The organism is Roseateles sp. FW305-36, from assembly GCF_058787015.1.
In genome coordinates this window covers 15,745-34,887 of sequence record NZ_JBYSZK010000001.1, presented here as the reverse complement: position 1 = coordinate 34,887, position 19,143 = coordinate 15,745, and the positions used below count along the sequence as shown (strand labels likewise).

Below are 19,143 nucleotides of genomic sequence, written 5' to 3'. Positions count from 1 at the left end.
ATCTCCTTGGGGTGGGAGGCGCATCGTCGGCAGCACGCATGACAGCGTCAAGTAGGCCGCACAATTCCGCCCCATGACCGGTCTTGTCTTTCCCCATACCTTCGTGCCCTGGTTTCGCGCCGTGGCGCCTTACATCCATGCCTACCGCGGCGAGACCTTCGTCGTCGGCATGCCGGGTGAACTGGTCGCGGCCGGCAAGCTGAACGCCTTCGTACAGGACCTGTCGATCCTGCACGCCATGGGCATCAAGATCGTCCTCGTCCACGGTTTTCGCCCCCAGGTCAATGAACAGCTGGCCGCCAAGGGCCAGACGCCCCGCTACAGCCACGGCCGCCGCGTCACCGATGCCGTCGCCCTGGACTGCGCCCAGGAGGCCGCCGGTCAATTGCGCTTCGAGATCGAAGCCGCCTTCAGCCAGGGCCTGCCCAACACGCCGATGGCCAACGCCACCGTGCGGGTCGTCTCGGGCAATTTCCTGACCGCCCGGCCGGTCGGCATCGTCGACGGCGTGGACTTCCAGCATTCCGGCCTGGTGCGCAAGGTCGACGGTGCCGCCATCCAGCGCGCCATCGACATCGGCGCCATCGTGCTGCTGTCGCCCTTCGGCTTCTCGCCGACTGGCGAGGCCTTCAACCTGTCGATGGAAGACGTGGCCACGTCAACCGCCATCGCCCTGCAGGCCGACAAGCTGCTGTTCGTCTGCGAGGTCGACGGCGTGCCCGAGAACCCGGACGACCCGGAAAGCCCCATCGACACCGAACTGGCCGTGGCCGACGCCGACCGCATGCTGGCCAAGGCCGCGCCCAACCCCGAGCCGACCGACGTGGCCTTCTATCTGCGCCACTGCGCCGAGGCCTGCCGCGCCGGCGTCGAGCGCTCCCACATCATTCCGTTCGCCGTGGACGGCGCCCTGCTGCAGGAGGTCTACACCCACGACGGCATCGGCACCATGGTGGTCGACGAGAAGCTGGAGAGCCTGCGCGAGGCCAGCGCCGACGATGTGGCCGGCATCATCCAGCTCATCGAGCCCTTCGAGCGCGACGGCACCCTGGTCAAGCGCAGCCGCACCGAGATCGAGCGTGACGCCGAGCTCTACACCGTCATCGAGCATGACGGCGTCATCTTCGGCTGCGCGGCGCTTTACCCCTATGTGGAAGCGCGCACCGCCGAGATGGCCGCCCTCACCGTGTCCGCCGAAGTCCAGGGCCAGGGCGACGGCGACCGCCTGCTGAAAAGAATCGAGCAGCGCGCCAAGGCCATGGGCCTGGACAGCATCTTCGTGTTGACGACACGCACCATGCACTGGTTCATCAAGCGCGGTTTCCAGCAGGTCGACCCCGAGTGGCTGCCCGAAGAGCGCAAGCGCAAATACAACTGGGATCGGCGTTCGCTGGTGCTGGTCAAGAAATTCAACATCTAGGCCTCGCCAAGGCCCCATCTGCCCTGTCCAAAAGGCCGGCGCGCTAAAGTGCCGGTCGTATTCTCTTTTCGCGTCCCAGGAGTCCGTCATGCCCCGCGTCGTTCAATGCGCCTATCTGAAGAAGGAAGCCGAAGGGCTGGACTTCCCGCCCTACCCCGTGCAAACCGAACTCGGCAAGAAGGTCTGGGAAAACGTCAGCAAGGAAGCCTGGGCCGCCTGGATGAAGCACCAGACCATGCTGGTGAATGAAAACCGCCTGAACCTTGCTGACCTGCGCGCCCGCCAATACCTGATGCGCCAGGCGGATCAATTCTTCTTCGGCGCTGGCGCCGAAACGGTGGCGGGTTACGTCCCGCCAGCGGCTTGAGCGACAAGCTCAAGGAAGAATTGGGGGAGCACTCATCTGGGCGCAGCACAGGTGACGTGATCACCACCAATTCTTCTTCGGCGCTGGCGCCGAAACGGTGGCGGGCTATGTCCCGCCAGCGAACTGAGCGCAGCTCAGTGAAAAACTGGGGGAACACTCATTTGCGCGCCAGCGCAAGTGATGCGGTCACACCATTCTTCTTCGGCGCTGGCGCCGAAACGGTGGCGGGCTACGTTCCGCCCAGCAACTGAAATAGCCGCGCAGAATTCAGCAGCCAGACACCAAGGGCCGGGACGCAAGTCGCTGGCCCTTTTTCCATCCAATCCCCCCGGACCCCTGCTGGCCGGCGCCCTTACCGGATACGAAGAAATGGGCAATTAACCCCGTGCCAGAAGAAACTCGTCGCTACTGGCCAACGAAAACTCTTGCATTTATACGGGTCGTCGCGATTTAATTGCCGCACGGAGATACTCGCGGGCACCTGGCCCCAGGCCTCCAAGGCCGCGACGACCGATGTCTCGAGCCTCCCCGCTCAAATCGCAAGAGGAATAGCAGCATGTCCACCCTGAAAGAACTCCTGGCCCAGCGCGAGGCGCTTGATCAGCAGATCAGCCAAACCAAGGATCGCGAACGCAGCGAAGCCGTGGCCAAGGTGAAATCCCTGATGAGCGAATATGGCCTGACGGTGGCCGACCTCAGCATGCGCACCCCCAAGCCGGTCAAGGTCTCCAAGGTGGCTGCCAAGTATCGCAACCAGGCCACCGGTGAAACCTGGAGCGGCCGCGGCCTGCAACCCAAATGGCTCAAGGCGGCCGTTGCCGGCGGCGCCAAGCTGACCGATTTCGCCGTCTGATCAGTTAATAAATTCCGCCGTGCGCCCCCAGTGGCGCGCCGTCTGCCGGGCCATCCATCTACGGGATGGCCCTTTTCTTTTTTGGCGCACCTCGCGCCTAAACTGCGCCATGCCTTTCGTCGCGCTGTCTGCACCACTGCCTTTCGGGTTTATCCCGGGGTTGTCGCAGCGCCGTGACAACGAGATTGAAGCCATGTCCGCCCATTGCCGCCCATCGCCCCGGCCAGCGCAGCGCTGCTTGCGCCGCGCCGGGTATCGGCTCGGGGCCTGAGTCATGGATTTGCATTCCGGTGTTCCGGATTCCGACGATCAGGCGCCCGACCTGAGCGTCCAGACGCCGCCCTCGACCACCCTGCCGCCCGGCCCGCGCCGCATTCATGATCGGCGGGGCTGGCGCCGGCTGCGCCGCGTCGGGCTGGCCGCGCTGGCGGGCCTGGGGGGCGGTCTCGTCACGGCCTGGGGGCTGGCCGCCGAGTCGCTGCCGCCCCTGCTGCGCATTCCCCAAGCCTCGACCGCCATGCCGGCGCAGGACCTCTTCCTCCCCATGCTGCTGTCGGCCCTGGGGCTGCTGGCACTGTGGCGGCTGAGCGCCTGGGTGCTGCCTCTGGTGATGGCGGGCCTGCTGCTGGGCGGCGGGCTGCCCTTGCTGATGCACTCGCCCGCCGATCCGGCCGCCGCCCTGGATCTCCTCGTTTCGGCACCGGTGCTGACCGCCCTCGCCCTGCCCTTGCTCGCCGTCGCGCTGAACCGCAGCCTGCTACGCCGGCTGCGCCTGACGGGCCGGCTCGCCGGGCGGCGTGAAGTCCTGCTGTTCGGCCTGCTGGCCGGCCTGGCCGCACCTGGGCTGGCCGGCCTGTTCTCGCTGGCCGCCCTGATGGCCGCGGGCACGGGTTGGCGAGGCAGCCTCGGCGGCGCCCTCGAGCTGGCGGCCGCCTGGGGCATGGCCCTGCTGAGCCTGGGCACCATCCTGCAGGCCAGCACCCAGCGCCCGCGCCGGGGTGGCCGCTGGACCGCCCGGCTGCTGGCCGCTGCGGCAGTCATCGCCCAGGCCGGCCTGACTTGGCTGCCGCAGGCCGGCGCCGCCCTGCTGCTGCCGCATCTGCTGCTCTGCCTGCACGCGCTGCAGGCCTCGCCCCGTGCCAACGCCGCTCTGGGTGCCGGCTTGCTCGCCCTGTGGGCGCTCAATGCGCCGCCGACCCTGGTCGCCTATGCCCTCGGGGGCGGCTTGGCCCTGCTGCCCCTGGCCCTCATCGCCCTCAGCCACCACCAGCTGCGTGACCGCGACGGCTGGCGCAGCGCCCTCGATGCCCAGGGCCTGGCCCTGGCGGAGTGGCGCCTGCCGGAAGGCCGCCGCCATGCCTCGGCACGCTGGACGGCCTTGACGACGCCCGTCGACGGCACCAAGGCCGGCACGGCGCCGCTGGACTGGGTGCGCCTGGCCCACCCGCGCGACCGCGAACCACTGCGCCGTGCGCTGCGCGAACTGCTGGGCGATCCGCTGCGCAAGCAGCTCGGGTTGTCGGTGCGTTTGGCCGCCGACGGGGGCGACTGGCGTTGGCACGAGTTGCAGGCCCATGTGCCGCTGCGCGACAACCGTGGCCGCGCTCGCGGCCTCATCGCGACGCTGGCGGACGTGAGCTGGCGCCACACCGCCGAAGAGCGCGAGCGCATGTCGGCCACCCTGTTCCAGCAGGCCAGCGAAGGCCTGGCCATCGTCGACACGCAGTGGCGCATCGTCGAAGTCAACCCGGCCTATTGCGAGATCCTGCACGCACCGCGTGAGGCCCTCGTCGGCCGGCTGGCATCGCCGCTGAGCGTCGCCAACCTGCAGCGCAGCGGCCACCAGCCCGCCGAGCTGCAGGCGGTGCTGAACGATGGCCTGCCCTGGAGCGGCCAGTTGCACGCCGAGCTGGAAGATGGCGGCCAGCATGTCTTTGCCGCCAAGCTCAGCCCCGTGCCGGAGCCCGAGGGCGTCAGCGCGCGCTGGCGGCTGCTGAGCCTGACCGATCTCGGTGAGAGCATCCGCCAGCAGGACCTACTGCGCCGCAGCCTGCGCTTCGACGTCGCCACCGGCCTGCCCAACCGCGACGAATTCATGCGCCGCCTGCAGCAGGCCCTGGGCGCGGCCAACCGCGACGGCTTCAAGCTCGTCATCGGCCTCATCGACCTGGACGAATTCGCCCGCGTCAACGCCGAGCACGGCCCCCTCGTCGCCGACGCCGTGCTGCTGCAGCTGAGCGGCCGCCTGCAGGCCACGCTGCGCGGTGCGCGCGGCGCGGCGCCGGACACTGCCGACCAGCTCGCGCGACTGCATGGCGACGAGTTCGCCGTGCTGATGCGGGTGCAGACGCCCGAGGAGGCCCAGCGCGCCTCCGACCGCCTGCTGGGCCTGCTGTCCACGCCGGTCGCCATCCGCGAAAGCCGCGCCGGCAACGGCCTGGCCCTGGAGATCGGCGCCAGCATGGGCGCCACTGTCTATCCGCAGGACGACGCCGACCCGGAAACCCTGCTGCGCCACGCCGGCCACGCCCTCTACCGCGCCAAGCACGCCGGCCGCGGCGGCATCCAGTTCCACGACCCGACGCTGGACCAGCGCGACGAAGCCGGCCTGATCGCCGTCGCTCGCCTGCAGAAGGCCCTGGACAGCAACGAGTTGCTGCTGCATTACCAGCCCCAGATCGACCTGCGCACCGGCCAGGTGATGGGCGTGGAAGCCCTGCTGCGCTGGCAGCACCCCGAGCGCGGCCTGCTGGCCCCGGCCCATTTCCTGCCCCTCGTCGAAACGACCGGCCTGGCCGTGCAGATCGGCGACTGGGTCATCGAGCAGGCGCTGACGCAGGCCATGGCCTGGCTGCGCGCCGGCGTCAACGATGGCAAGGGCCTGCCCGTCAGCGTCAACGTCGGCGCCCGGCAGTTGCGTCGCCACGACTTCCCGCAGCGTCTGCAGGAACTCATCCAGCGCCAGTCGCCCGAAGTCGCCCATCTGCTGCACCTGGACGTGCTGGAGTCCGACGCCCTGGTCGAGACCGTCGCCACCCAGGCCCTGATCCAGCGCTGCCTCGGACTTGGCGTGGGCATCGCGCTGGACGACTTCGGCGCCGGCTATTCGCGGCTGAGCTCGCTCAAGCGCCTGCCCGTCGACACCCTCAAGCTCGACCGCAGCTATGTGCAGGGCATGCTGGGCGACGCCCAGGACCTGTCGCTGGTGGAAAGCGTCATCGGCCTGGCCCGCAACATCGGCTGCACCGTGCTGGCCAAGGGCGTCGAGAGCCGCGCCCACGCCCGCGAGCTGCTGCGCCTGGGCTGCCGCCTCGGCCAGGGCAATGGCATAGCGGCAGCCATGCATCCCACGGCCCTGCCCGGCTGGATGGATGCCTTCGGCAACGGCGACTGGGTGGGCCAGTTGCGCAGCCCCTCCCAGGCGAATCTTTAAAATCCCTGGGTGATCCCCCAAGGCTTCATCCAGGACCTGCTGGCCCGCGTCGACATCGTCGAGGTGGTGGGCCGCCATGTCGAACTCAAAAAGGCCGGCGCCAACCACAAGGGCCTGTGTCCCTTCCATGGCGAAAAGTCGCCCAGCTTCAACGTCAACGCCGTCCGCCAGACCTACCACTGCTTCGGCTGCGGCGTGCACGGCAACGCCATCGGCTTCCTGATGGAGCACACCGGCGCCAACTTCGTCGAGGCCGTCGAGGACCTGGCCCAGCAGGTCGGCATGCAGGTGCCTCAGGACGAGCGCAGCCCCGAGCAGCGCGAACGCGCCAAGGCCGAGAAGGCCAGGCAGCAGAGCCTGACCGACGTGCTGGCCCGGGCCGCCGACTTCTACAAGGCCAGGCTGCGCGACTCGGAGCGGGCCGTCAAATACCTGAAGGGGCGCGGCCTGACCGGCCAGATCGCCGCGCGCTTCGGCCTGGGCTATGCGCCCGAGGGCTGGCGCTCGCTGGCCAGCGGCTTCCCGAGCTATGACGATCCGCAACTCGTCGAGTCCGGCCTCGTCATCACGCCCGAGGCCGAGCCCGGCGAGGACGCGAAGCGCTACGACCGCTTCCGCGACCGCGTGATGTTCCCCATCCGCAATGTCCAGGGCGAGGTCATCGGCTTCGGCGGCCGGGTGCTGGACAAGGGCGAGCCCAAATACCTGAACTCGCCCGAGACGCCGGTCTTCGTCAAGGGCCGCGAGCTCTACGGTCTCTTCGAAGGCCGCCAGGCCATCCGTCAGCGCGGCCACGTCCTCGTCGTCGAGGGCTATATGGACGTCGTTGCCCTGGCCCAGCACGGCATTGGCAATGCGGTCGCGACGCTGGGCACGGCCTGCACGGCCGACCATGTGCACAAGCTTTTCAGGCACACCGAGTCCGTCGTCTTCAGCTTCGACGGCGACGCCGCCGGCCGGCGCGCCGCCAGCCGCGCCCTGGAAGCCGCCCTGCCCCACGCCACCGAGACCCGCACGGTCAAGTTCCTGTTCCTGCCGACCGAACACGACCCCGACTCCTACGTCCGCGAACTCGGCGCCGAGGCTTTCGAGCGCTGCATCGAGACGGCCGTGCCGCTGTCGCGCCAGCTCGTCAATGTCGCGGGCGAGGGTTGCGACCTCGGCACCCCCGAGGGGCGGGCACGCATGCTCAACCAGGCCAGGCCGCTGTGGAATCTGCTGCCCGACAGCCTGCTGCGCCGCCAGCTGCTGGGCGAACTGGCCCGCCAGGGCCAGATGCCGGAAGCGGAGCTGCAGGCCCTGTGGCTGGGTGAACCGCCCCCCGCCGCCGCACCTGCCGCCGAAGGTGGCGCTGCCCCGGCGGAGAAGCCGCGCTGGCAACCCAAGGGCGAGTGGAAGCCCAAGGGGGAGTGGAAGGGCAAGGGCGACTGGAAGTCCCGCAAGGAGGCCGAGGAACGTCCCGCCGGCCCGCGAACCGCGCCGGCCACGGCCACCGACCACGCCACCCGCCTGCTGCTGCAGCACAGCGAGCTCTGGGAGACCCTGGCCGACGAGGACCGCGCGCTGCTGCACGACCTGCCCGGCCTGCATGGCGAGCTCATCCAGTGGCTGGAGCGCCAGCTGACCCACCATGGCGCGACGCCCTGGGCCGCCATCGAGGTGGGCCTGGCCGAGACCGGCCTGAGCGCCCGCGCCACCCAGGTCATCCACCCGGTTCACGACCTGGGCACCGATGCCAGCCCCGCCAAGGAATTGACTGCCGCCCTGGCCAAACTGCGTCGCGACCAGATCGATGCCGAAATCGCCAGCCTGCTGGCCCAGCCCTCCCTCAGCGAGGCCGACCGGCTGCGCTACCGGCAGCTCCGGGCGCGCGCCGACGAGTTCAAGGGCGGGGGCGCCCAGGCGGCCTGAACGCGGGTTTTCCTGTCACGGTTTTGCAATTCAAGCGCGGATCGCTGATAATCTCGTGTTTTCCGCGCGCGTCAACAAGAGTGACGGCAGAGAGATGCCGGACCCCGGCCACCCAGCGACACTGGGCAACCCAACGGGACGACCCAAGGGGTTTTAAAGGCCAACTCATCCGCCAGCTCTGCATACCAAACGATCACGCCAGCTTGTTCGCGCCACGCCAGGGTCCCTCGATCACACGCTGATCGATACCTTGACGACGAAAGCCACCGCCCCCATGCCCCGCCGGCTTGACGCCGAGCCCGGGCTGGCCGCGGTGGCTGCTGCATTTCTGAATTGACCGCGCAAACCCGAAGGACCTGCATGACCGCCAAGAAGACCGCGCCCAAGGCTACCCCCGCCGAAGAACCCAAGAAGAAGCCTGCTGCCAAGACGGCAGCGGCTGAGGCGCCCGCGAAGACGACGAAGGCGGCAGCGGCCAAGCCTGCCACGAAGACGGCCAAGGCCGCCGTGGCTGAGGACGACAAGCCCAAGCGCGGCCGCAAGCCCAAGGCGGAAACCACGTCCAAGAAGGCCGGCGCCAAGAAGGAAGCCGAGGAAGAGGAAGACTTCTCCGACATCGACGCCGAAATCGAAGGCGAAGGCGAAGAGGCGGAAGTCGAAGAGGTCGCCGCGGTCGAAGAGGAAACCGTCAAGGCCAAGCCCCTGCGCATGAAGGTCAGCCGCGCCAAGGAGCGCGCGCTGATGCGTGAGTTCGGCCTGGAAGAGACCGCGCTGACCGAAGAGGAAGCCCACAAGCGCCGCAGCGAGCTGAAGACCCTCATCAAGATGGGCAAGACGCGTGGTTTCCTGACGCATCAGGAAATCAACGACCACCTGCCCGAGAAGCTGGTCAGCGAGGAAATCCTCGAGGCCATCATCTCCATGCTCAACGACATGGGCATCGCGGTCTACGAGCAGGCGCCCGACGCCGCCACGCTGCTGATCCAGGGCAACACGACGGCCACGTCAACCGAGGAAGAAGCCGAGGAAGCCGCCGAAGCCGCGCTGTCGACGGTGGACTCCGAATTCGGCCGCACGACCGACCCGGTGCGCATGTATATGCGCGAAATGGGCACGGTCGAACTGCTGACCCGTGAAGGCGAAATCGAAATCGCCAAGCGCATCGAAGGCGGCCTGCAGGCCATGATGCTGGCGATCTCGGCCTCGCCGACGACCATCGCCCACATCCTCGAGTTCGCCACCAAGATCCGCGCCGGCGAGATGCAGATCTCCGACGTCGTCGACGGCTTCGTGGCCGAAGACGAGGCCGACGACTATGTCGCCGAAGAAGACTTCGACGAGTTCGACGAGGAAGACGACGACGACGGCAACGGCGGCTCCAAGGCCCTGACCAAGAAGCTCGAAGAGCTGAAGAACGCCGCGCTCGTGAAGCTGGACTCGATGTCCGCCGCCTTCGACAAGATGCGCAAGGCCTTCGAGAAGGAAGGCTACAAGTCGGTCTCCTACAACAAGGCCCAGCAGGCCATCAGCGCCGAGCTGATGACCATCCGCTTCACGGTCAAGACGATCGAGAAGCTGTGCGACATCCTGCGCAGCCAGGTCGACGACGTGCGCCGCTACGAGCGCGAACTGCGCAAGATCGTGGTCGACAAGTGCGGCATGCCGCAAGAGCACTTCATCAAGACTTTCCCGCCCAATGTGCTGAACCTGAAGTGGGCCGAGAAGGAAGTGGCGCTGGGCAAGCCCTACAGCGCCATCCTGGCCCGCAACCTGCCGCCGGTGCAGGAGCTGCAGCAGAAGCTGACGGACATCCAGGCCAAGGCCGTGGTGCCGCTGGACGACCTGAAGGACATCAACAAGAAGATGAACGAGGGCGAGAAGGCCTCTCGTGACGCGAAGAAGGAAATGATCGAGGCCAACCTGCGCCTCGTGATCTCCATTGCCAAGAAGTACACCAACCGCGGCCTGCAGTTCCTGGACCTGATCCAGGAAGGCAACATCGGCCTGATGAAGGCGGTGGACAAGTTCGAATACCGCCGCGGCTACAAGTTCTCGACGTACGCGACGTGGTGGATCCGCCAGGCCATCACGCGCTCCATCGCCGACCAGGCCCGCACCATCCGCATCCCGGTTCACATGATCGAGACGATCAACAAGATGAACCGCATCTCGCGCCAGCACCTGCAGGAGTTCGGCTACGAGCCGGACGCCCCGACGCTGGCCGAGAAGATGGAGATCCCGGAAGACAAGATCCGCAAGATCATGAAGATCGCCAAGGAGCCGATCTCCATGGAGACGCCGATCGGCGACGACGACGACAGCCACCTGGGCGACTTCATCGAGGACACCAACAACACGGCGCCCATCGAGGCCGCGATGCAGGCCGGCCTGCGCGACGTGGTGAAGGACATCCTCGACAGCCTGACGCCGCGCGAGGCCAAGGTGCTGCGCATGCGCTTCGGCATCGAGATGCAGAGCGACCACACGCTGGAAGAAGTCGGCAAGCAGTTCGACGTCACGCGTGAGCGCATCCGCCAGATCGAGGCCAAGGCGATCCGCAAGCTGAAGCACCCGAGCCGTTCAGATAAATTGCGTACCTACCTGGATAACCTGTAATCGGGATATTCACGAAGGCCGGCTCCCCCGGCCTTTTTTACGCCCTTAAACTTTCGATATGACCGCGATCCGCGAGCGCACCGTCCTTTTTGCCGACCTGCGCGGCAGCACCGGGCTGTACGAGGCCCTCGGGAACGCCGAAGCCAGTGGCATGGTTACCCAGACCGTGGGCCAGATCAGCGAAGCCGTGCTGGAGAGCGGCGGCCAGCTGATCAAGACCCTGGGCGACGGCCTGATGGCCGCTTTCGAGACGCCACGCGACGGTGTGCGCGCCGCCCAGCGCATGCAGGAGCTGCTCGAGAAGAACGTGCAGCGCGCGCGCCGCCAGAACAACCCGGGCCTGTTGGCCATGCGGCTGCAGGTGGCGCTGGCGCGCGGCGAAGTGGTCGAGCTCAACGGCGACTGCTTCGGCGACGCCGTCAACGTCGCGGCCCGCCTCATCGACCATGCCGGCGACGGCGAGATCCTCATCACGGCCGAGGTGCTGGCTGGCCTGCACCACGCCTCCAAGGGGCGCTTTCGCAGCCTGGACCGCATCTCCGTGCGCGGCCGCATCGAGCCCGTCCACGTCTATCGCATGGACGCCGCGCCCCTGGTCAGCGCCGACGACACGGCCACGCAGTTCGGCGAGCCGATGCGCTCGACCGAGCCCGATGGCATGCGTCTCATCTGGCAGGACCTGGACCGCGTCTTCGACATCGGCGCCATGCCCATCGTGCTGGGCCGCAGCGTGCAGGCCACCTACTGCATCACCGACGCCCGGGTGTCGCGTTCGCATGCCCGCATCGACTGGCAGGGCAGCAGCTTCGAGCTGACCGACCTGTCCTACAACGGCACCTATGTGCGCTTCGGTGACTCGGGCGAATTGCTCAGCCTGAAGCGCGGCAGCTGCACCCTGCACGGCAGCGGCGTCATCGGCCTGGGCGGCCTGCCCACCGATGAGCAATCGCCCATCGTGCGCTTCGAGGTGCTGCACTTCTACGACACCGAGCCCCAGCCTTTCGGCGGCCCCAAGTCCCGTCGCTGAAGAAATGGAGCCCCTCGTCCAAGGAGTACCTTGGCCGGTCTTGCAGACCGCGCTGCGGCATGTGCCGCAACTCTTCGGCAGGCACATGCCGCCCACTGGGCGCCATGTGTCCGGCCGAAGCCCCCGAGAGGACGGCGATGCGTGCGGGATCGACCGCCACGCCAATCGCCTGGGCGGCCCGGCTAGGGAACGGCCCGGCGCTCGGCCCGCAAATACCAACTGACATGCCATTTCTCCCCGAACCGCCGCAGCGCCACGGCGCCGCACCCGCGGGTCCCGACGTCGCGGTGCTGCTCTGCAATCTCGGCACTCCCGACGCGCCGGACGCCCCCGCCCTGCGCCGCTATCTCGCCCAGTTCCTGGCCGACCCGCGCGTCGTCGAGATTCCCAGGCTGGTCTGGGCCCTGATCCTGCACGGCATCATCCTGCGCATCCGCCCGGCCAAGTCCGCGGCCAAGTACGCCACCATCTGGACGCCCGAAGGCTCGCCGCTCAAGGTCTGGACCGACAAGCAGGCCAAGCTGCTGCAAGGCAAGCTGGGTGTGCGCGTGGCCATGGCCATGCGCTATGGCCAGCCCGCCATTGCCGCCACGCTGGATGGGTTGAAGCGCGACGGCGTGCGCCGCATCCTGGTGCTGCCGGCCTATCCGCAGTACTCGGGCGCCACCACGGCCAGCGTCATCGACGACGTGGCGCGCTGGACGTTGCAGACCCGCCACCTGCCCGAGCTGCGCTTCATCAACCGCTATCACGACGAGCCCGGCTACATCGGCGCCCTCGCCCAGACCGTGCGCGAGCATTGGCAACGCGAGGGCCGCGGCGACAAGCTGGTGATGAGCTTCCACGGCATGCCCGAGCGCACCCTGCACCTGGGCGACCCCTACCACTGCGAGTGCCTGAAGACCGGCCGCCTGCTGGCAGAGGCCCTGGGGCTGCACGACGGCGAATGGCTGGTGACCTTCCAGAGCCGCTTCGGCAAGGCCAAATGGCTGGAGCCCTACACCGAGCCCAGCCTCGTCAAGCTGGCCAAGGGCGGGCTGAAGACTGTCGATGTCATCTGCCCGGGCTTCGCGGCCGACTGCCTGGAGACGCTGGAGGAGATCGCCCAGGAGGCTCGCGCCGCCTTCCTGGCCGCCGGCGGCCAGCGCTTTGCCTACATCCCCTGCCTGAACGACCACCCGGCCGGCATCAAGGCGCTGGCCAGCCTGGCCCAGCGCCATCTGCAGGGCTGGACGCTTGAGGCGGCCCACCCCGACACCCTGGCCTTGCAGCGCCAGCGCGCCCTCGCGGCGGGAGCCAAGCAATGAGCGAGGCGCCGGCCTCGATGCGGCTGGACAAATGGCTGTGGGCGGCGCGCTTCTACAAGACCCGCGCCCTGGCCGTCGAGGAGATCAACCTCGGCCGCGTGCGCATGGCCGGCCAGCCGGTCAAGCCGTCGCGTGACGTGAAGGTGGGTGACCTGCTGAGCCTGCGCATCGGTGTCGTCAGCCGCGAGGTGTCGGTCCTCGGCCTGTCCAACCAGCGCGGCCCGGCGCCGCAGGCCCAGGCCCTGTACGCCGAGACCCAGGCCAGCATCACGGCCCGGGAGGCCGCCGCCGAGGCCCGACGCCTGGCGCCGGAGCCGGCAGCGACCATCGAGCAAGGCCGCCCGACCAAGCAGGATCGCCGCCGCCTGGCGGACTGGGACCGCTGGTCGGCCTCCCTCGACGACGCCGACGACCTAGACACACCGGGTTGACCCGGATAATTCGTTTCGAATCCCCCCTCTTGAAACCAGGGCATCGCGCCCCATGTCGACGCGATTGCCCCCTTTTCTGCCATGACGACCGAAAACCCCCTGCCCGAAGACGCAGCCGGCGCTGCCGACCCCACGGCCGCTGAACTGAACCCCGAGATCAAGATCGCCGAGCTGGAAGGCCGCCTCGCCGAGATGAGCGATGCCTATCTGCGCGCCAAGGCCGAGGTCGAGAACGTGCGCCGCCGCGCCGACGAAGATGTCTCCAAGGCCCGCAAGTTCGCCGTCGAGGCCTTCGCCGAAGCCATGCTGCCCATCATGGACAGCCTGGAGGCCGCCATCGCCACGCCCAGCGCCAGCGTCGAGACGGTGCTGGAAGGCGTGCACGCCACCCGCCGCCAGCTGTCCAGCGCGCTGGAGCGCAACAAGGTCGTCGAGATCAACCCCGGCCAGGGCGCCAAGTTCGACCCCCACCAGCACCAGGCCATCTCCATGGTGCCGGCGCCGGGTCAGGAACCCAACACGGTCGTCACCGTGCTGCAGAAGGGTTTTTTGATCGCTGATCGCGTGCTGCGGCCGGCGCTTGTGACCGTGTCGGCTCCCAAGTAATTCACAACCTGCTGCCCTTGAAGGACGGCAAGTTATCCACAAATCGAAAACATCAACAAATCTTCAGGAGTACCTCATGGGAAAGATCATCGGCATTGACCTGGGCACCACGAACTCGTGCGTGGCCGTCATGGAAGGCAACACCACCCGCGTCATCGAGAACGCCGAAGGTGCCCGCACCACGCCGTCCATCATTGCCTACCAGGAAGACGGCGAGATCCTCGTCGGCGCCTCGGCCAAGCGCCAGTCGGTGACCAACCCGAAGAACACGCTGTACGCCGTCAAGCGCCTGATCGGCCGCAAGTTCTCCGAGAAGGAAGTGCAGAAGGACATCGACCTGATGCCCTACACCATCGCCGCCGCCGACAACGGCGACGCCTGGGTGGAAGTGCGCGGCAAGAAGTTCGCGCCGCCCCAGGTCTCGGCCGAAGTGCTGCGCAAGATGAAGAAGACCGCCGAGGACTACCTCGGCGAGGAAGTGACCGAGGCCGTCATCACGGTGCCGGCCTACTTCAACGACGCCCAGCGTCAAGCGACGAAGGACGCCGGCCGCATCGCCGGCCTGGACGTCAAGCGCATCATCAACGAGCCCACCGCCGCGGCCCTGGCCTTCGGCCTGGACAAGCATGGCAAGGGCGACCGCAAGATCGCCGTCTATGACCTCGGCGGCGGTACCTTCGACGTCTCCATCATCGAGATCGCCGACGTCGACGGCGAGATGCAGTTCGAAGTGCTGTCGACCAACGGCGACACCTTCCTGGGCGGCGAAGACTTCGACCAGCGCATCATCGACTACATCATTGCCGAGTTCAAAAAGGACCAGGGCGTCGACCTGACCAAGGACGTGCTGGCCCTGCAGCGCCTGAAGGAAGCCGCCGAGAAGGCCAAGATCGAGCTGTCGAACTCGTCGCAGACCGACGTCAACCTGCCCTACATCACTGCAGACGCGACCGGCCCCAAGCACCTGAACGTCAAGCTGACCCGCGCCAAGCTGGAAAGCCTGGTCGACGAACTGATCGAGCGCACCATCGCCCCCTGCCGCACCGCGGTCAAGGACGCTGGCGTGGCCCTGTCGGACATCGACGACGTCATCCTGGTCGGCGGCATGACCCGCATGCCCAAGGTGCAGGACAAGGTCAAGGAGTTCTTCGGCAAGGAACCGCGCCGTGACGTGAACCCCGACGAGGCCGTGGCCGTCGGCGCTGCCATCCAGGGCCAGGTCCTGGGCGGCGAGCGCAAGGACGTGCTGCTGCTGGACGTCACCCCGCTGAGCCTGGGCATCGAGACCCTGGGCGGCGTGATGACGAAGATGATCAAGAAGAACACGACCATCCCGACCAAGTTCAGCCAGACCTTCTCCACCGCCGACGACAACCAGCCGGCCGTGACCATCAAGGTCTACCAGGGCGAGCGCGAGCTGGCCCAGGCCAACAAGTCGCTGGGCGAGTTCAACCTCGAAGGCATCCCGCCGGCCCCGCGCGGCGTGCCCCAGATCGAGGTCAGCTTCGACATCGACGCCAACGGCATCCTGCACGTCGGCGCCAAGGACAAGGGCACCGGCAAGGAAAACAAGATCACCATCAAGGCGAACTCGGGCCTCTCTGAAGCCGAGATCGAGAAGATGGTGAAGGACGCCGAGGCCAATGCAGCCGAGGACAAGAAGAAGGTCGAACTGGTGCAGGCCCGCAACCAGGCCGACGGCATGGTCCACAGCGTGCGCAAGTCGCTGAGCGAGCATGGCGACAAGCTCGAAGCTGCCGAGAAGGAAGCCATCGAGGCCGCCGCCAAGGATCTGGAAGAAGCCATCCAGGGCGACGACCAGGCCGCCATCGAGGCCAAGACCGAAGCCCTGATGACGGCCAGCCAGAAGCTGGGCGAGAAGGTCTACGCCGACCAGCAGGCCGCGCAAGCCGCGGCGGGTGCCGCGGCGGGTGCCGCCGGCGCCGAGCAGCCGCACGCTGCGCCGCAAGGTGAAGCCAAGCGCCCTGCGGACGACAACGTCGTGGATGCCGAGTTCAAGGAAGTCAAGGACAGCAAGTAAGCCCTCCATGACCCGGCCCGGGAACGCTCAGAACAGCGTGCCCGGGCTTTTCCGTTGAAAGAGAAGCATGGCTTCCAAGCGCGATTACTACGAAATCCTCGGCGTCGCCAAGAACGCGTCCGAGGAGGACATCAAGAAGGCCTACCGCAAGCTGGCCATGAAGTACCACCCCGACCGCAACCAGGGCGACGGGGCGAAGAAGGCCGAGGAACAGTTCAAGGAGGCCAAGGAGGCCTACGAGATGCTGTCCGATGCGCAGAAGCGCGCGGCCTACGACCAGTACGGCCATGCCGGCGTCGACCCCAATATGGGTGCCGGCCGCGGCGGCCCGGGCGCGGAAGGCTTCGGTGGCTTTGCCGAGGCCTTCGGCGACATCTTCGGCGACATCTTCGGCGGCCAGGGCGGCCAGCGCCGCGGCGGCGGTGGCCAGCAGGTCTATCGCGGCAGCGACCTCAGCTACGCCATGGAGATCACGCTCGAGGAGGCCGCCCGCGGTAAGGAAACGCAGATCCGCATTCCCAGCTGGGAAGGCTGCGAAACCTGCGGCGGCACGGGCGCCAAGCCCGGCACCAGCGCCAAGACCTGCGGGTCATGTGGCGGCTCGGGCACGGTGCACATGCGCCAGGGCTTCTTCAGCATCCAGCAGACCTGCCCGCACTGCCACGGTACCGGCAAGATCATTCCCGAGCCCTGCACGACCTGCAACGGCCAGGGCAAGGTCAAGAAGCAGAAGACGCTGGAGGTCAAGATCCCGGCCGGCATCAACGAGGGCATGCGCATCCGCTCGGCGGGTAATGGCGAGCCCGGCGTGAACGGCGGCCCGGCGGGTGACCTCTACATCGAGATCCGCATCAAGCAGCACGAGATCTTCGAGCGCGACGGCGACGACCTGCATTGCACGATGCCAGTCTCCCTCGTCACGGCGGCCCTGGGCGGCAACATCGAGGTGCCGACCCTGGGCGGCAAGGCCGAGATCGAACTGCCTGAAGGCACCCAGCACGGCAAGACCTTCCGCCTGCGCGGCAAGGGCATCAAGGGCGTGCGCTCCAGCTATCCCGGCGACCTGTATTGCCACATCGCCGTGGAGACGCCGGTCAAGCTTACCGAGCATCAGAAGAAGCTGTTCAAGGAGCTCGACGAGTCGCTGAAGAAGGGCGGCGAGAAGCACTCGCCCAATGCCAAGACCTGGACGGATCGGGTCAAGGACCTGTTCAAGTAAGCCATTCGCTTGCGCGTCTAAGCCGTGGTCCCGCAAGGGGCCACGGCTTTTTTGTGCCCGCTTTCCGCAGGTAACGTCGCGCCAGCCTGCGTCTTAAGTCACGGCAGGCGCCGCCCCCACACGTAAACGAGGTTTCCCGGCTGGACGCGAAAACCCTAAAGTCGGACAACCGTGATTCCGAATCCTCATAAGTGACTCCTTCTGCGCCCTTCCCGATCACAGTCCACGGCCTTGCGCCGGGGCGGGAGGCCACATGTTCCTGATGGACCAGACCATCCAGGAGGCGTCGGCGCTGATCATCGACAGCAACGCCAACTCGCGCAGCCTGATGTCGGCCCAGTTGCGCGACCTGGGCGTCGGCACGGTGCGCCAGACGCCGCGCGTCAAGGATGCCCGCGTGATGCTGGAGCACCAGACCTTCGACATCGTGCTGTGCGACTACCACTTCGACAGCAGCGACACCTCCGGCCAGGACCTGCTGGACGAGTTGCGCCGCGAAGGCCTGCTGCCCTACTCCACCGTCTTCGTCATGGTGACCAGCGAGGCCACCTATGCCAAGGTGGCGGAAGCCGCCGAGGCGGCGCTGGACGCCTACCTGATCAAGCCCTACACCAGCGCCAACCTGGCCGAGCGCCTGGCCAGCGCCCGCCAGCGCAAGCGCATCCTGAAGGGCATTTTCGAGGCCATCGAAAACCAGGACTTCGAGACCGCCGCCAACCTCTGCCTGGCGCGTTTCGAGGCCAAGGACAAATACTGGCTCTATGCCGCCCGCATCGGCGCCGAGCTGCTGCTGCGCCTGAAGCGTTTCGACGACGCCAAGACCCTCTACGAAGCCATCATCGCTGCCAAGACCGTGCCCTGGGCGCGCCTGGGCGTGGCGCGCACCGAAGTGGCCAGCGGCAATCTGCAGAAGGCCCGCCGCACGCTGGAAAACCTGATCGGCGAGTTGCCGGACTACGCCGATTCGCATGACCTGATGGGTCATGTGCAGATGGAGCAGGGCGACCTCGGCGAGGCGCTCAAGACCTACCAGACCGCCGCGACGCTGACGCCCGGCTGCCTGCTGCGGCTGCAGCGCTGCGGCACCCTGGGCTTCTACGCGGGCCAGCGGGCCGAGTCGCTGAAGATGCTGGAACGGGCCATGTCCCAGGGGCTGCGCTCCAAGCTCTTCGACATGCTCAGCCTCATCCTGATCGGGCTGATGCGCTTCGACGCCAAGGACTTCAAGGGCTTCAAGTACACCCACGACTCCCTCATCGCCGCGCTGGAGCGGGCGCCGGGGTCCATCCGCCTGCAGCGCTTCGACCTCGTCTTCCGCGGCCTGGCCTGCCTGCTCGAACGTCGCGTGGGTGCGGCCCTGGTCATCGCACGCGAGTTCACCGAGCATGCCGACGCCGGCAACTTCGACCTCGAAGCCGCCTCGCTGCTGACCGCGCTGTGGATCCGCCTGTCCAGCCAGGAGGTCGAGCTCGAGGAGATGATGCCCGTCCTGAAGAACCTGGGCACGCGCCACTGCACGGCCAAGGCCAGTACCGAGATCCTGGTGTCCATGTCCGAGGGACACCAGGGCGCAGCTGACCAGTTCCGCGACTGCCACCAGCAGATCTTCAACGTCGCCGAGACGGCCATGCGCCATTCCCTGCGCGGCGGCGCCAAGACGGCCGTCGAACTGCTTATCCAGCAAGGCGAGGCGACACGCAATGCCAAGCTCATCGACATGGCCGGCCTGGTGCTGAAGCGCCATGCCGAGAAGATCGATGGCGCCGAGGGCCTGGCCGAACAGATCGACGACCTGCACGGTCGCTATGTGAAGCCCATGACCGGCGGCCCGAGCAAGGCGCGGGCGGCGGGCGGCGTCACCCTGCGTACATCACCCACGGCCGTCGCCGCGTGAACTGACCCTTTCTCGCCG

The 19,143-nt window shown here is 67.4% G+C and carries 14 protein-coding genes; all 14 read left to right on the top strand.

All coding sequences use genetic code 11. The features are described 5' to 3' along the window. Positions 1 to 73 precede the first annotated feature (73 nt). Positions 74 to 1,420 (top strand): amino-acid N-acetyltransferase, encoded by a 1,347-nt coding sequence (gene argA, locus AC3WOE_RS00135; protein WP_492687469.1) that lies wholly within the window; start codon positions 74 to 76, stop codon positions 1,418 to 1,420. 88 nt (positions 1,421 to 1,508) lie between these two features. After that, the gene (locus AC3WOE_RS00130) at positions 1,509 to 1,787 is read left to right on the top strand and encodes an oxidative damage protection protein (protein ID WP_492687468.1); all 279 of its coding nucleotides are present in this window, start codon (positions 1,509 to 1,511) and stop codon (positions 1,785 to 1,787) included. Further along, positions 1,784 to 2,038: a hypothetical protein gene (locus tag AC3WOE_RS00125; protein WP_492687467.1), complete on the top strand. Its 255-nt coding sequence runs from the start codon at positions 1,784 to 1,786 to the stop codon at positions 2,036 to 2,038. The genes AC3WOE_RS00130 and AC3WOE_RS00125 overlap by 4 nt, the downstream gene beginning before the upstream one ends. Positions 2,039 to 2,343: 305 nt before the next feature. Beyond that, positions 2,344 to 2,640 carry an H-NS histone family protein gene (locus AC3WOE_RS00120; RefSeq protein WP_492687466.1) on the top strand — a complete coding sequence of 99 codons (297 nt, stop codon included), beginning with the start codon at positions 2,344 to 2,346 and terminating at the stop codon, positions 2,638 to 2,640. 274 nt (positions 2,641 to 2,914) lie between these two features. Then, positions 2,915 to 6,073 (top strand): putative bifunctional diguanylate cyclase/phosphodiesterase, encoded by a 3,159-nt coding sequence (locus AC3WOE_RS00115; protein ID WP_492687465.1) that lies wholly within the window; start codon positions 2,915 to 2,917, stop codon positions 6,071 to 6,073. 9 nt (positions 6,074 to 6,082) lie between these two features. Beyond that, positions 6,083 to 7,984 (top strand): DNA primase, encoded by a 1,902-nt coding sequence (dnaG, locus tag AC3WOE_RS00110; RefSeq protein WP_492687464.1) that lies wholly within the window; start codon positions 6,083 to 6,085, stop codon positions 7,982 to 7,984. Between the two features lie 360 nt (positions 7,985 to 8,344). Next, positions 8,345 to 10,600 carry an RNA polymerase sigma factor RpoD gene (rpoD, locus tag AC3WOE_RS00105; protein WP_492687463.1) on the top strand — a complete coding sequence of 752 codons (2,256 nt, stop codon included), beginning with the start codon at positions 8,345 to 8,347 and terminating at the stop codon, positions 10,598 to 10,600. 58 nt (positions 10,601 to 10,658) lie between these two features. Continuing rightward, the gene (locus AC3WOE_RS00100) at positions 10,659 to 11,627 is read left to right on the top strand and encodes an adenylate/guanylate cyclase domain-containing protein (RefSeq protein WP_492687462.1); all 969 of its coding nucleotides are present in this window, start codon (positions 10,659 to 10,661) and stop codon (positions 11,625 to 11,627) included. Positions 11,628 to 11,851: 224 nt separating this feature from the next. Next, positions 11,852 to 12,934 (top strand): ferrochelatase, encoded by a 1,083-nt coding sequence (gene hemH, locus AC3WOE_RS00095; RefSeq protein ID WP_492687461.1) that lies wholly within the window; start codon positions 11,852 to 11,854, stop codon positions 12,932 to 12,934. Then, positions 12,931 to 13,365: an RNA-binding S4 domain-containing protein gene (locus AC3WOE_RS00090; protein WP_492687460.1), complete on the top strand. Its 435-nt coding sequence runs from the start codon at positions 12,931 to 12,933 to the stop codon at positions 13,363 to 13,365. Before hemH ends, AC3WOE_RS00090 begins: the two co-directional genes overlap by 4 nt. An 81-nt stretch (positions 13,366 to 13,446) precedes the next feature. Then, complete coding sequence (gene grpE, locus AC3WOE_RS00085) at positions 13,447 to 13,971, top strand: nucleotide exchange factor GrpE (RefSeq protein ID WP_492687459.1); 525 nt, start codon at positions 13,447 to 13,449, stop codon at positions 13,969 to 13,971. Between the two features lie 76 nt (positions 13,972 to 14,047). Further along, positions 14,048 to 16,012 carry a molecular chaperone DnaK gene (dnaK, locus tag AC3WOE_RS00080; protein ID WP_492687458.1) on the top strand — a complete coding sequence of 655 codons (1,965 nt, stop codon included), beginning with the start codon at positions 14,048 to 14,050 and terminating at the stop codon, positions 16,010 to 16,012. A 67-nt stretch (positions 16,013 to 16,079) separates the two neighbouring features. Beyond that, positions 16,080 to 17,231, top strand: a complete 1,152-nt coding sequence (gene dnaJ, locus AC3WOE_RS00075; RefSeq protein WP_492687457.1) for a molecular chaperone DnaJ — start codon at positions 16,080 to 16,082, stop codon at positions 17,229 to 17,231. A gap of 253 nt (positions 17,232 to 17,484) precedes the next feature. Then, complete coding sequence (locus tag AC3WOE_RS00070) at positions 17,485 to 19,125, top strand: response regulator (RefSeq protein ID WP_492687456.1); 1,641 nt, start codon at positions 17,485 to 17,487, stop codon at positions 19,123 to 19,125. The last annotated feature ends 18 nt before the right edge of the window (positions 19,126 to 19,143 follow it).